This window comes from Caulobacter sp. GW456-12-1-14-TSB4 (assembly GCF_059424195.1).
Window position 1 is genome coordinate 83,238 of the sequence record NZ_JBWKZF010000003.1, and the last position, 14,710, is coordinate 97,947.

The following is a 14,710-nucleotide window of genomic DNA, read 5'->3' on the forward strand; positions in this document are numbered from 1 at the left end:
AACTTGTTGAGGCCCCGGCTTCGCGACTCTAACACTTGTTTGAGCGCGTCGATCCGGGAGCCCGAGCATGACCACCGCCTATCTCTGTGACGGCATCCGCACCCCGATCGGCCGCTATGGCGGGGCGCTGTCCAAGGTCCGGGCCGACGACCTGGCCGCCATCCCGCTGAAAGCCCTGGCCGCGCGCAACGCCGGCCTCGATCTGGAAGCCCTCGACGAGGTGGTGCTGGGCTGCGCCAACCAGGCCGGCGAGGACAACCGCAACGTCGCCCGCATGGGCCTGCTGCTGGCCGGCTATCCCGTTTCCGTGCCGGGCGTGACGGTCAACCGCCTCTGCGCCTCGGGCCTTGAGGCCATCGGCTACGCCGCCCGCGCCATCCTGTCGGGCCACAACGACCTCGTCATCGCCGGCGGCGTCGAAAGCATGAGCCGCGCGCCGTTCGTGATGGGCAAGGCCGACAGCGCCTTCTCGCGCAACGCCGAGATCTTCGACACCACGATCGGCTGGCGGTTCGTGAACCCCGCCATGCGCAAGGCCTACGGCGTCGACTCCATGCCCGAGACGGCCGAGAACGTCGCGGCGGATTACGGCGTCTCCCGCAAGGACCAGGACGCCTTCGCCCTGCGCAGCCAGCAGCGGGCTGCCGCCGCCCAGGCCAACGGTTTCCTGGCCGGCGAGATCACCCCCGTCGAGATCCCCGGCAAGGCCGGCCCGACCATCCTCGATCGCGACGAGCATCCGCGCGAGACCACGATCGAAGCCCTGGCCAAGCTGAAGCCCGTCGTCCGCGAGGGCGGCACGGTGACGGCCGGCAACGCCTCCGGCGTCAATGACGGCGCGGTGGCCCTGATCGTCGCCTCCGAGGACGCCGTGAAGCGCCACGGCCTGACACCGCGCGCTCGCATCACCGGCTACGCCACCGCCGGCGTCGCGCCGCGTGTGATGGGCATCGGCCCCGTCCCCGCCGTCCAAAAGCTGCTGGCCAAAACCGGCCTGTCGATCGGCGACTTCGACGCCGTCGAGCTGAACGAGGCCTTCGCGGCTCAAGGCCTGGCGGTGCTGCGCCAACTGGGCCTGCCCGACGACGGCGCCCACGTGAACGCCAATGGCGGCGCCATCGCGCTGGGCCACCCGCTCGGCGCGTCCGGCGCGCGGCTGGTGCTGACGGCCTTGCGACAGCTGGAGGCCACAGGCGGCAAGCGCGGTCTGGCCACCCTCTGCATCGGCGTCGGCCAGGGCGCGGCGCTGGCCTTCGAGCGCGTCTAGTGGCCGACGCCGAACTCATCGAGGCCCTGCGCCAGACGGTGCGGGCTTTGTGCCGTGACTTCCCCCCGCCCTATTGGCGCGCGCTGGATCGCGAGAAGGCCTATCCGACCGACTTCGTGGCCGCCATGACCAAGGCCGGCCTGCTGGGCGTGCTGATCCCCGAGGAATACGGCGGCGGGGGGCTTGGCCTGACGGCCGCGGCGGCGATCCTCGAAGAGGTCCATGCCAGCGGCGGCAACGCGGCCGCCCTGCACGCCCAGATGTACACCATGGGCACGGTCCTGCGGCACGGCTCGACGGCGCAGAAGGAGACTTGGCTGCCCCGGATCGCCGACGGCTCGATCCGCCTGCAGGCCTTCGGCGTCACCGAGCCCACGGCCGGCACCGACACCACCTCGATCTCGACCTTCGCCCGGCGCGAGGGCGACACCTATGTCATCAACGGCCAGAAGGTCTGGACCAGCCGGGCCGAGCACTCCGACCTGATGGTCCTGCTGGCCCGCACCACGCCCAAGGACCAGGTCGCCCGCAAGAGCGACGGCTTGTCGGTCTTCCTGGTCGACATGCGCGAGACCAAGGGCAAGGGCCTGACGATCAAGCCGATCGCCACCATGCTGAACCACGCCACCACCGAGGTGTTCTTCGACAACTTGGTGATCCCGGCCGACAGCTTGATCGGCGAGGAGGGCAAGGGCTTCCGCTACATCCTGGACGGCATGAATGCCGAGCGGATCCTGATCGGGGCCGAGTGCCTGGGCGACGCCGCGTGGCTGATCGGCAAGGCCCGCGACTACGCCAACAGCCGCGTCGTGTTCGGCCGCCCGATCGGCCAGAACCAGGGCGTGCAGTTCCCGATCGCCCGCGCCTACGCCCAGGCCCACGCCGCCCGCCTGACGATCTACGACGCGGCGGCTCGTTATGACGCCGGCCAGCCGTGCGGCGAGCAGGCCAATATCGGCAAGATGCTGGCCTCGGAGGCCTCGTGGGCGGCGGCCGACATGTGCCTGCAGACCCACGGCGGCTTCGGTTTCGCCGAGGAGTACGACATCGAGCGCAAGTTCCGCGAGACGCGCCTCTATCAGGTGGCCCCGATCTCGACGAACCTGATCCTGGCCTATGTCGCCGAGCACGTGCTCGGCCTGCCGCGGTCGTACTGATGCAGCGGCGGCGGACGGCGGTTCTGGCGGCCTCTGACCTGGCGCGGCTGGCGGCGGTGTTGGATCGCCCCGCTCCGGCCGAGGTCCCGCCCGCCTGGCACTGGGCATGCCTGGCCGAGCCCCTCCCCCGCGCCGATCTGGGCCCCGACGGCCACCAGCGGCGTGGCCTATTCTTGCCGGCGATCGAAGCGCCCCGGCGGATGTTCGCGGCGGCGGAGGTGACCTTCGCGGGACCCCTTCTCCCCGGCCTCGAAACTGAACTGGTCGAGACCGTCGCCAGCGTCGAGGAGAAGCCTGGCGCGAGCGGTCCGCTGACCTTCGTCACCGTCGACCGGACCTTCAGCCAGGCCGGTCAGGTCCGCGTCACCGAGCGCCAGACGATCGTCTACACCGCCGCCCCGCCCGCGCCTCGCACGCCCGACGCCGAGCCTCCGCCCGCCGAGTGGTCCCGCGAGACCCCGACCGATCCAGTGCTGCTGTTCGCCTTCTCGGCGGCGACCTCGAACAGCCACCGCATCCACTACGACCTGCCCTACACGACCGACGTCGAAGGCTATCCCGGCCTCGTCGTCCACGGCCCGCTGATCGCTCTGCTGCTGCTGGAAGCCATGCCCGCTCGGCCGCTGACCCGCTTCTCGTTCCGCGCCCTGAAACCCGCCTTCGCCGGCGAGACGATCACGGCCAACGGTCGCCTCATCGACGGCGGCGCGGAGTTGTGGGCGCAGACTGACGGCGCGGTGCTGATGAAGGCCAAGGCGACCTTCTAGGCCGCGCTACTCCTCCAGGGTCGACGTATCGAACCCGTGGTACAGCGACAGGAACCGGAATGGGTGGCCGGCGACATATTCCTTGAACATCACGTTGTTGATGTCGCTCTGGGTGTCGAAGCCGCCGATCCGGGCGCCGGGGACGTGCAGTTCCAGGTGATGGCGAGCCAGGTTCAGGGCGACCTGGTCGATCCAGCGCGTGACCGTCGGGCGCGAGAGCCGTTCGTCCAGATAGGCCCGCAGCCAGCGCAGCAGGACGCCTGTCGCCGCCGTCGGCCGGGCCAGCACCAGGTTGGCGGTGATCCGCGAGCCGGCCTGGTAGTTTTTGTCGTTGAGGTTCAGGACAAGGTCGGCGTCGGCCCACTGCTCCAGCAGGTCGGCGACGCCACGCTGCAGCAGCAGGTCGATGTCCGACACGAACACCGGCCGGCCTAGCAGGTCCAGCAGCCCGCCAAGGCGTTGGAAGCGCACTGACTGGTAATGGGCGACCGGGATATCGATCAGGCCCTTGGGCGGGGCCTCGTAGCATTGAGTCGTCACCGCCGAAGCGTCGAAGTCGTCGCCGACGAACACCACGCGCGGGTCGTCGATCCGCACCGTCGCGGCGGCCTGCGCCAACTTCCCCGCCCCGCCGATCACGTGGATCACCACCAGGAACGGCACGTCGCTGTGCTTGAGCACCGACAGGGCCAGCCAGCGGCCATAGAGCTCGACATAGCGGGCGTCGGCGGCGGCGAAGAACACCACCTTGGCGCCCAAGGCGTCGGCGTGGGCCTTCAGCCCCGCCTCGTCCAAGGTCTGGCCGTCGCCGGTCAGGAAGGTCTGCGGGCCGTCGTCCGGCGCGGCAGGGGTCGGATCCTCCAGATGCGCGCCGGTCAGGGCCTCCATCACCACGCGGTAGTGGTGGACCCAGTCGACCCACTCCGGCCCCGGCGACTCCATGCCCATGGCCGCGCCCTCGGCCAGCAGCAGCTCGAACAGATCGATGCGCTCGCGGGTCAAGGGCTCGCACAGGATCAGGCTGACGGCGTCGTGGTAGAACTTCATCCGCCCCAGCGGGTGCAAACCAGACTGGGTGTCGCGCGCGGTGGCGATGGCCTTGGCCAGCTCGCCGGGGACGTCCAGCGCCGGCTCGACCGGCGGGGCGTCGGCGGGCGGGACCTCGGTCGGCACGCCCTCGAAGAAGCGGCCCAGCAGGTCCAGGGCCTTCTCGCCGGCCGGCAAGGCTCCGTCGCCCAGCAGCACCGCGAAGTTCAGGCCGCCGCGCCAGCCGACCTGAAGCTCGAACCGTTCCGTGGCCTGCGCCCAGACGGCCTCGCCCGGGAAGGTCAGGTGCTCCAGCAGCGGGGTCTTGAGGGCCAGGATCAAGGCGCCGTCGACATGGTCGGCGGCCCAGCGGTGATGGGCGAAGCCGCGATACACTCCCTCGGGCTTGAGGGCCTCCAGATAGCGCGAAGGCGTGGTGATCCAGCCGGCCTCGGCGATCAGCGGCAGGCGCTCCAGCAGCACCGACGGCCGAGCCAGGGTCTGGATCACGTGGGTGACCACCACGCAGTCGAACCGCCCCGCCCGCGCCACATGCGCCAGCACGGCGCGATAGGTTTCCCCATCGGAGAGGTCGCACGGGAAGTCGGCCCCCGCCCCGCCCAGGGTCTTGTCGCGAAGTTCCTTGGGCCAGTTGGGCGGGACGCCGCCGACCAGCAGGATGCGGAAGTCCGGGTCCTGTGCCTTGCAGCGCTGAAGTTGGCCAACCAGGCCAGAGAGATCGTTCAGCCGCGCGAATTCGGCGACCTGGAACGGCCGCGTGGCGCGTCGCGTGAACAGCCCGTCCGGCGCCAGGTCGTTCACGCCGGATGGCCTTCCCACAGCCGGCCGTCGGCGGGCATGGTCTTAACCTGGTCCCGCCGCGCCAGCTCGCGGTGATAGAGGCCGTGCAGGTCGGGCTCTGCCTGCATCTCGCGATCGTCGCGGTCCAAGGACAGGCCGATGGCGAGATAGGTCGGCAGGTTGGCCAAGTTCGGGCGCGGCCGCTGGCCGGCCTGGTGCTCGGCGATCATCTCGCCATAGAGGTCCTCCAGCTTGCCGGCCAGCAGGTCCATGTCGAACAGCACGCAGGTGTCGCGGCCCGCTTCGAGCGTCGCGCGCAGGGCCTGGGCCTTCTCGCGGTCGGAGCCGATCTCGACGGCCTTCTCGACATAGGCCTGCGCGCTGTCGACGACCAGTTCGGGCAGGCCGGCGCTGCGCACCAGGCTGCCGCAGACCCGCGAGGCGAAGCAGCGGCCCGACCAGGTCAGCACCGGCACGGCCATCCAGAGGGCGTCCGAGGCCGTGGTGTGGGCGCCGTACGGCGTGGTGTCCAGGAACAGGTCCGCCAGCGGATAGCGCGCCAGATGGTGGGCGTTCTGGAGCTTCTGGGCGAAGACCAGGCGGGTGCGGTCGACGCCCCGCGCCTCGGCCGCGTCGCGCAGGCGGGCGTTGGTCTCGGGATTGCTGTCCAGCAGCCACAGCACGCTGCCCGACGTGCGCTTGAGGATTTCCATCCAGCGATCGAAGACGTGCGGGGTGATCTTCTGCGGGCCGTTGAAGCAGCAGAAGACGAAGGCGTCGTCGGGCAGACCCGCCTCGGCCCGTGTCGGCGCGACGTCGTGCACCTTCCGGCGGCGGTCGTTGGGCTGGTAGCAGGGAATCCGGCGCACGGCCTCGGAGTAGTAGAGCTCCATCTCCGGCGGGATGATCCACGGGTCGGCGACGATGTAGTGGTGGTAGTCGCTGCCCATCGTGCCCGGATAGCCCAGCCAGTTGACGATGATCGGGGCCGGTCGGTGGGCGAAGACCGAGGTGCGGGCGTCGCGGGTGTGGCCGTTGACGTCGACCAGGATGTCGATGCCGTCGTCGGCGATGCGCTGGGCCGCCTCGTCGTCCGACATCGGACGAATGTCGGTGAAGTGCTCGACGGACGCGCGGATGCGGGTGTTGAGGCCGTCGCTAGACTCCGGCCCGCAGTAATAGGCGAAGACCTCGACCTTCTCGCGATCGTGCACCTCGAACAGCTCGGCCATCAGATAGCCGACGGCATGGTCGCGCAGGTCCGACGAGATGTAGCCGATGCGCGGCCGGCGGCCGGCGATGTCGATGGGGGCGTCACGACGGTCGGCGCGGACCTGCTCGGGCGTGACCTTGGCCTCGCGCTCGATGAACTTGTTGCCGGCGGCCAGCAGCAGCAGCGGGTCGTCGGTATAGGCGCCGACGGACAGCGGGTTGACGCCTTCCAGCAGGGTCTCGCGGCTGAGGCGGTCGGTCGGCTGCAGGGCCGGCCACTTGCACTGCGACAGGCGGGTGGCGACCAGTTGGCCGATCACATCCATGGCGCTGGGGTCCAGCTCGGCGGCGCGCTGCAGGGCCAGTTCGGCGCGGGCCGACTGGTGCATGTCGCCCAGCAGCCTGGCGATCTGCTTGAGGCAGGTGAAGGCGTAGCCGACGCCGGCGCCGGTCGCGATGACCACGCGGTTGGCGCCTGTTTCCCAGGTGGCGATGGCCAGCTCGTTCAGCCCCGCCCGCTCCTGGATGCCGCCCAGGTTCACATAGGCCGGCATGAAATCGGGATTGATCCTGACGGCGTGTTCCAGTGAGGCCGCCGCGCCGGCGTTGTCGCCCAGGGCCGATTGCAGGATCGAGCGGTTGAACAGCGCCACGCACAGCTGCGGATGCTGGTCGTTGAACTTGATCCAGACCTTGTAGGCCTGGTCGGCCAGGGCCGGCTGCCCTGCTCCCAGGTTCGCCGTGAGCGTGATCAGGTCGCCGAGCGAGCAGTTCTCGGCGGTCAGCGTGCTGAGCAGGTTCAGCGTGTCGACGTCGGACATGATCTTCCTGAAACCGATGGGCGGGGGACGCGCGTGCGCTATCGACACGCGCGAGTCAGCGCGTCCCGATCATGGCATGGGGTTGGGAACTCGACCAACGCTAGAGAGCGCGGCAAGGGTCGAAACGAGGTCCGTCGCCCGCGCCTCCAGGAGACGCGGGCCACGGCCAGGATCAGCTCACCGTCAGGTAGGCCGCGACCTGGGCGTCGTTCAGGCTCTGCACCTGGACCGGCGTCAGGGCGTTGGCCTGGGCCGTGGTCAGCGCGGCGATGTTGGTGGTCGACAGGAAGTCCAGCTGCGTCGAGGTCAGGCCGGACAGCTGCGTGGTCTGCAGTTGGCCGATCTGGGTCGTGGTCATCGCGTCGATCACCGTGGTGCCCAAGGCGCCCAGCTGGGTGCTGGTCAGGGCCGCCAGTTGGGTGTCGGCCAGGTCGCCCACGTCGGCCACGCTCAGCCCCTTCAGCTGCGTCGCCGTCAGGCCCTTCATCTGGGTGGTCGTCAGCGCCGCGGTCTGGGTGGCGTCCAGGGCCGAGACGTTGGTCGCCGACAGCGCCGCCAGCTGCAGGATGCTGAGGGCCGCGATCTGGGTGTCGGCGAACTGGCCGATGTCCGTCACGTTCAGGGCCGACATCTGGCTGGGGACGATGCCCTTCACCTGGGCGGTGGTCAGGGCGCCCATCTGCGTGCCGTCCAGGGCCGAGAAGGCCGTGACCGACAGAGCGCCGACCTGGGTCGAGGCCATCAGGGCGATCTGGGTGGTCGAAAGGCGGCTCGCCTGGGTCGTGGCCAGGGCGCCCAGCTGCTGCGGGGTCATGGCCTGGACCTGGGTGTCGGCCAACTCGCCGATGTCGGTGGTCGAGAGGCCCTTCACCTGGTCGAGGGTCAGGCCCTTCACCTGGCTGGTCGTCAGGGCCCCCATCTGCGTGCCACTGAAGGCCGAGATGTTGGCCGCCGAGATCAGGGCCAGTTGGGTGGGCGCCAGGTTCGAGATCTGGGTGGCCGACAGTTCGCCGATGTCGGTGGCGTTCAGCCCCTTCAGCTGGTCGGCCGTCAGACCCTTGATCTGGCTGGCGTTCAACGCGGCCACCTGGGTGTCGGCCAGGGCCGAGAAGGCCGTGGCGGTCATGGCGCCGATCTGGGCCGGCGACAGCGCGCGGATCTGGGTCACGTTGAACTCGCCAACGTCGGTGACCGTCAGGCCCTTCATCTGGACCGCCGTCAGGCCCTTCAGCTGGATGTCGGTCAGCTTGGCCATCTGGGTGGCGTTCAGGCTCGAGAAGCCGTTCGCCGTCAGGCCGCCCAGCTGGGTCGAGCTGAGGGCTTCCACCTGCGTATCGGCCAGGGCGGCGATGTTGGTGGTGTTGAGACCGCCCATCTGGAGCGCCGTCAGGCCCCTGATCTGGGTCCCCGTCAGCGCGGCCAGCTGGGTGTCGGCCAGCAGGGAGACGTTGGTCGGCGAGAGCGCGCCCAGCTGGGCCGCCGTCAGGCCGCCGATCTGGGTGGTGCTCAGCTCCTGCAACTGGGTCGAGGCCAGGGCGCTGACCTGGGCGGCCGCGAGCTGGCCGATCTGGGTCGCCGACAGCTCGTCGATGTCGCCGACCGTCAGGCCCTTCAGCTGTGCCGTGGTCAGGGCCGCGATCTGGGTGTTGGCCAGGGCGGCGACCTGGGTGTCGGCCAGGGCCGAGATGTTGGTCACCGACAGCTGCTTGATCTGATCGGCGGTCAGGGCGGCGATCTGGGTGGTCGCGAACTCGGCGATATCCGTCGTCGTCAGGTTCTGCAGCTGGCTGGCGGCGATGCCCTTGATCTGGGTGGTGTTCAAGGCCGCGATCTGGGTCTGGGTCAGGGCCGAGAAGCCGGTGGTGCTCAGAGCGCCGACCTGCAGGGCCGACAATCCGGCGATCTGGGTGTCGGCGAGCTTGGTCAAGGCGCCGCCAGAAGCGAAGGCCTTCAGCTGGGTGGCGGTCAGGCCCTTCACCTGCGACGACGTGATCGCCGCGAAGTGGGTGTCATCCAGGCTGTTCAGCGCCCCGGCGTCGAAGCCGGCGAGCTGGGTCGCGGCGAGCGAGCCGATGGCCGTTTCGCTCAGCGCGGTGGCGTCGGCGCCCATGCCGCCCAGTTGGATGGCCGTCAGGCCCCTGACTTGGCTGGTGGTGAGGGCGGCGGTCTGGGTGTCGCTCAAGGCCTTCAGGTTGGTCGTCGACAGCGCGCCGATCTGGACCGAGGACAGGGCGGCGAGGTTCGTGTCGCTGAAGGAGCCCAGGATGCCCTGCGGCAGCGCGCCGATCTGGACCGCCGTCAGGCCCGGGATCTGGCTGGCTTCCAGATCGTCATAGAAGGCGCCGGCGAAGCTGCTGACAGACTCCTTCTTGATCGCACCGATCTGGCTGGCGGTCAGCGACTTCACCGCCGTCGCGTCGAGCGAGGTGATGTTGGTCGCATTGATCGCGCCGACCTGGGCGGTCGTCAGGTTCTGCAGCTGCGCGCCGGTCAGCTCGTTCAGCATGTTGCCGGTGACCGCGCCCATCTGGGCCGCCGTCAGCGACTTCAGCTGCGTGGCGGTCAGGGCCTGGGTCTTGGTCGAGTTCAGGCCGTCCAGCATGGTGGACGACAGGGCAGACAGCAGGCCCGTCGAGAGGGCGGCCGTCTGCGTCTCATCGACATAGGCCAGGAAGCTGCCCGACAGGTCCTTGGCCTGCGAGGCCACCAGACCGCCCAGTTGCGTGGTCGTCAGTGAGGCGACCTGGGTCGAGGACAGGGCGTTCAGGGCGGTCGTGGTCAGCGCGCCCAGCTGGCTGGCGGTCAGCTTGGAGACCATCGTCGAGAATTCGATGGTGTTGGCCGAGTCCAGCGCCTTCAGCTGGACGGCCGTGAAGCCCTTGATCTGGGTGTCGTTCAGCGCGCCGATCTGGGTCGCGTCCATCGCCAGGAAGGCGGTGTTGCTGAGCGCGCCCATCTGGCTGGCGGTCAGGCCGCCCAGCTGGGTCGTCGACAGCTCGTGCACCTGGGTGTCGGCCAGGGCGCCGATCTGCAGGGCCGTGAGCTGGCCGACCTGGGTCGAGGACAGCTCGTCGATATCGGTGACCGACAGGCCCTTCAGCTGGGTGGCGTTCAGCGCCGCGATCTGGGTGTTGGCCAGGACGGCGACCTGGGTGTCGGCCAGGGCCGAGACGCCGGCGGCCGACAGCTGGCCGATCTGGACAGCGGTCAGGGCCTTGATCTGGGTCGTGGCCAGCTCACCGATGTCGGTGGCCGTCATGTTCTTGAGCTGGTCGGCCGTCAGGCCCTTGATCTGGCTCTCCGTCAGGGCCGCCATCTGCGTGCCGTCCAGGGCCGAGAAGCCGGTGGGCGTCAGCGAACCGATCTGGGCCGCCGAGAGGGCGTTGATCTGGGTGGTGGCCAGCTCGCCGATGTCGGTGATCGTCAGGTTTTTCAGCTGGACGGTCGACACACCCTTGATCTGGGTCGTGGTGATCGCCGCCATCTGGTCGGCGTCCAGGGCCGAGAAGCCGGTGGTCGACAGCGCGCCCAGCTGGGTCGCCGTCAGGGCCTTGACCTGGGTCGTCGAGAACTCGCCGATGTCGGTGGCGCTGAGCGCCACCAGCTGCGAGGCCGTCAGGCCCTTGATCTGGGTGTCATTCAGCGCGCTGACCTGGGTGGCGTCCCAGGCGGCGAACTTGGTCGCGCCCAGAGCGCCGATCACCGCGCCGCTGAGGCCCGAGATCTGGGTCGTGGTCAGGTCGGCGACGTTCAGCGCCCCGATCTGGCCGCTCGACAGGGCGCCCAGCTGGCTGGCCGACAGCTCGCCGATGTCGGTGGGGTTGAGGCCGGCGATCTGGGTGTTGGTCAGGCCCTTCATCTGACTGGTCGTCAGAGCCGCGGTCTGGGTCGAGTCCAGGGCCGAGAGGTTGGCGGGCGACAGGAACTTGATCTGGTCCGCGCCCAGGGCGCCGACCTGGTCGGCCGACAGCTCCGCCACGTCGGTGGCCGTCAGGCCCGAGATCTGGGTCGACGTCAGGCCCTTCATCTGGCTGGTCGTCAGGACCGCGATCTGGGTGTCGGCCAGAGCCGAGAAGTTGGTCGCCGACAGCGCGCCGATCTGGGCGGCCGACAGGGCCTTCAGCTGGGTCGTGGACAGCTCGCCGACGTCGCCGGCGGTCAGGCCCTTCAGCTGCGTGGCGGTCACGCCCTTGATCTGGTCGGCGCTGATCTGGGCGACCTGGGTCGCGTCCAGCGACGAGAAGCTCGTCGACGACATGGCGCCCAGCTGAGCGGCCGAGAGCGCGCCGATCTGGGTGTCGGCCATGGCCGCCACGTTGGTGACGGTCAGCGCCGCCACCTGCTGGGTGGTCAGGCCCTTGAGTTGCGTCCCGTTCAGCGCCGCCAGCTGGGTGTCGGCCATCAGGCTGAAGTTGGTCGCCGTGATCGCGCCCACCTGGGCGGCGGTGAGCGAGCCCAGCTGCGTGGTGGTCAGTTCCCGCACCTGGGTCGAGGCCAGGGCGGTCAGCTGGCCGGCCGTCAGGGCGCCGACCTGGGCGGCCGACAGCTCGTCGATGTCGGAGACCGACAGGCCCTTCAGCTGCGTGGTGTTCAGCGCCTGGATCTGGGTGTTGGCCAGGACGGCGATCTGGGTGTCGACCAGGGCCGAGATGTTGGCCGCCGAGATGTTCTTGATCTGGTCGGCCGTCAGGGCCTGGACCTGGGCCGTGGACAGCTCGCCGATGTCGGTCGCCGTCAGGTTCTTCATCTGATCGGCGGTCAGGCCCTTGATCTGCGTGGCCGTGACCTGCGCCATCTGGGTGCTGTCCAGCGCCGAGAAGGCGGTCGCCGTCATCATGCCGATCTGGGCGGCCGTCAGGGCGCCGATCTGGGTATCGGCGAAGCCGCCGATGTCGGTGACCGTCAGCGCCTTCAGCTGGACGCTGGTCAGGCCCTTCATCTGGCTGGTCGTCAGAGCCGCCATCTGGTCGGCGTCGAAGGCCACGAAGGCCGTGGCCGACAGGGCGCCGAGCTGGGTCGCGCTCAGGGCGCCGATCTGCGTGGCGGCCATTTCGCCGATGTCAGTGGCCGTCAGGGCCGCCAGCTGCAGGTTGGTCAGGCCCTTGACCTGGTCGGTGGTCAGCGAGCCGACCTGGGTGGCGTCCAGGGCCGCGAAGTTCGTCGCCGTCAGGGCGCCGACCTGGGCGGAGGTGAGCAGGCCGAGCTGCGTGGTCGATAGGCTCTTGACGTTGGTCAGGTTCAGCGAGGTGATCTGCGCGTTCGTCAGCGCCGCGACCTGGGTGTCGGCCAATTCGGCGACGTCCGAGGCGGTCAGGCCCTGCAGTTGGGCCGCGGTCAGGCCCTTGATCTGGCTGGTCGTCAGGACGGCGACCTGGGTGTTGGCCATGGCCGAGAAGGCGCTGACCGACAGCGCGCCGACCTGGGCCGGGTTCAGCGCCTTGACCTGGTCAGTGGTCAGCTCGCCGATGTCCGTGGTCGTCAGGTTCTTCAGTTGGTCGACCGTCAGACCCTTGATCTGGCTCTCGGTCAGCACGCCCATCTGGGTGGCGTTCATGGCCGACAGGTTGGTCGTCGACAGCGAAGCCAGCTGGGCCGGCGTCAGCGACTTGACCTGGGTGGTCGAGAACTCGGCGATGTCGCCGGTCGTCAGGCCCTTGAGCTGATTGACCGTCAGACCCTTGATCTGGGTCTCGTTGATCAGCGAGATCTGGGTCGCGCTCAGCGACGAGAAGCTGCCCGACGCCATCGCGCCCAGCTGCGTCGAGGACAGGGCCCCGATCTGCGTGTCCGCCAGGTTGGCGACGTTGGTGACGGTCAGGGCCGTCATCTGCGCGGCGGTCAGGCCCTTGACCTGCGCCGTGGTCAGCGCGCCCAGCTGGGTGGCGTCCATCAGGGTCAGGTTGGTCGGGGCGATCGCGCCCAGCAGGCTCGAGGTCAGGCCGCCGATCTGCGTGGTCGACAGCTGCAGCACCTGGGTCGACGCCATGACGTTGACCTGGGCCGTGGTCAGGGCCCCGATCTGGCTGGCCGACAGCTCGGCGATGTCGCCGGTCGTCATGCCCTTGACCTGGGTCGCCGAGATGCCGGCGATCTGGCTGCTGGTCAGCGCGGCGACCTGGGTGTCGACCAGGGCCGAGAAGGCCGCCGCCGACAGCGCGCCCACCTGGCTCGGCAGCAGGGCGGTGATCTGGTCGGTGGAGAGGTCGGCGACGTCGGTGGCGGTCAGCCCCTTCATCTGATCGACCGTCAGGGCCTTGATCTGGGTCGTGGTGATCGCCGCCATCTGGGTGGCGTTCAGGTTCGAGATGTTGGTGGCGGTGAGCGACGCCAGCTGGCTGTTGGCCAAGTTCGAGATTTGGTCGGAGGTCAGCTCGCCGATGTCGGTGGCCGTCAGGCTCTTCAGCTGGTTTGCCGTCAGGCCCTTGACCTGACCCGTCGTCAGGGCCGCCATCTGGGTGGCGTTCAGCGCCGAGAGGGCGGTCGTGCTGATCGCGCCGACCTGGGCCGTGCTCAGGGCGCTGATCTGGGTGGTCGCCAGCTCACCGACGTCGGTGGCGGTCAGGGCGGCGACCTGGACGTTGGTCAGGCCCTTCATCTGGTCGGCGCTCAGGGAACCGACTTGAGTAGCGTTCAGGGCCGAGAAGGCGCTGGCGCTCAGGGCGCCGACCTGCGTCGAGGCCATGGCGCTGATCTGGTCGGTCGACAGCTGGGCGGCCTGGGTCGTGGCCAGCGCGCCCAGTTGCGCGGTGCTCAGCGCCTGCAGCTGGGTGGTGGCCAGCTCGCCGATGTCGCTGGTGGTCAGGCCCTTGATCTGATCGACCGTGACGCCCTTCATCTGGGCTTGCGACAGCACCGCCATCTGGGTGTCGCTCAGGGCCGAGAAGCTGGCGGGGGCCAGCGCGCCCACCTGGGCGGCTGACATGACCTGAAGCTGGCTGGTCGCCATCTCGCCGATGTCGGTGACGCTGAGGCCCTTGATCTGGGCGGCGGTCAGGGCGGTGACCTGGGTGGTGGTCAGCGCGCCCATCTGGCTGGCGTCGAGGGCTGAAAGGTTGGTGGCCGTAAGGGCCGCCACGCGATCAGCGCCCAGGGCGCTGATCTGGGTGGTGGCGAACTCGGACATATCGGCCAGGCTCAGGTTCTTGGCCTGGACGACGCTGACGCCCTTCATCTGGTCTTGGCTGAGCGTGGCGATCTGGGTGCCGACCAGGCCCGAGAAGCTGGTCGACGACAGCGCGCCGATCTGGGCCGAGCTCAGGACGGCGATGTGCGAGGTGTCGAGCGAGGCCAGCTGGGTCGAGGTCAGCGCCGAGACCTGGTTGGTCGACAGTTGGGTCAGCTGGGTGACGTCGAAGACCACCGAAGTCGCGAACTTCGGGATCTGGGTGGTGGTGAGCGCCTTGACCTGGGTGCTGCTGAGCGCGGCGACCTGGGTGTCGGCGAGCGCGCCGATGCCCGTCGCGCTGATCGCGGCGATCTGTGAGCCGTTGAGCGACTGGATGTCCGTCGTGGACAGCCCCTGGATCGCGGTGATCGAGAGGTTCGAGATCTGCGCGGCAGAAAGGCTCGAGATCGACATTCATCCATCCTTGCTGGGTGGGCGCCGCCCCTGCGAGCGCCCCTAAGCAGACATGGAGACGCCCCCCAAACTCAAGCGCC

General features: G+C 69.2%; 6 protein-coding genes. 3 read left to right on the forward strand and 3 right to left on the reverse strand.

The features are described from left to right. Positions 1–67: 67 nt before the first annotated feature. Genes pcaF through AC07YH_RS03755 form a run of 3 tightly spaced genes read left to right on the forward strand, consistent with a single transcriptional unit; the run spans position 68 to position 3,191 of the window. Positions 68–1,267 carry a 3-oxoadipyl-CoA thiolase gene (pcaF, locus tag AC07YH_RS03745; RefSeq protein ID WP_494745669.1) on the forward strand — a complete coding sequence of 400 codons (1,200 nt, stop codon included), beginning with the start codon at positions 68–70 and terminating at the stop codon, positions 1,265–1,267. Continuing rightward, entirely contained in the window at positions 1,267–2,424 is a 1,158-nt protein-coding gene (locus AC07YH_RS03750) for an acyl-CoA dehydrogenase family protein (protein ID WP_494745670.1), read from the forward strand. Before pcaF ends, AC07YH_RS03750 begins: the two co-directional genes overlap by 1 nt. Continuing rightward, the gene (locus AC07YH_RS03755; protein WP_494745671.1) at positions 2,424–3,191 is read left to right on the forward strand and encodes an HTD2 family dehydratase; all 768 of its coding nucleotides are present in this window, start codon (positions 2,424–2,426) and stop codon (positions 3,189–3,191) included. Before AC07YH_RS03750 ends, AC07YH_RS03755 begins: the two co-directional genes overlap by 1 nt. Before the next feature lie 6 nt (positions 3,192–3,197). On the opposite strand, the gene AC07YH_RS03760 is transcribed toward AC07YH_RS03755, so the two are convergent. The 3 genes from AC07YH_RS03760 to AC07YH_RS03770 form a co-directional block, all read right to left on the reverse strand. After that, positions 3,198–5,039 carry an FkbM family methyltransferase gene (locus tag AC07YH_RS03760; RefSeq protein ID WP_494745672.1) on the reverse strand — a complete coding sequence of 614 codons (1,842 nt, stop codon included), beginning with the start codon at positions 5,037–5,039 and terminating at the stop codon, positions 3,198–3,200. Continuing rightward, positions 5,036–7,051, reverse strand: a complete 2,016-nt coding sequence (locus tag AC07YH_RS03765) for an O-linked N-acetylglucosamine transferase, SPINDLY family protein (protein WP_494745673.1) — start codon at positions 7,049–7,051, stop codon at positions 5,036–5,038. Before AC07YH_RS03765 ends, AC07YH_RS03760 begins: the two co-directional genes overlap by 4 nt. 172 nt (positions 7,052–7,223) lie before the next feature. Further along, positions 7,224–14,630 carry an ice nucleation protein gene (locus AC07YH_RS03770; RefSeq protein WP_494745674.1) on the reverse strand — a complete coding sequence of 2,469 codons (7,407 nt, stop codon included), beginning with the start codon at positions 14,628–14,630 and terminating at the stop codon, positions 7,224–7,226. Between the last annotated feature and the right edge of the window lie 80 nt (positions 14,631–14,710).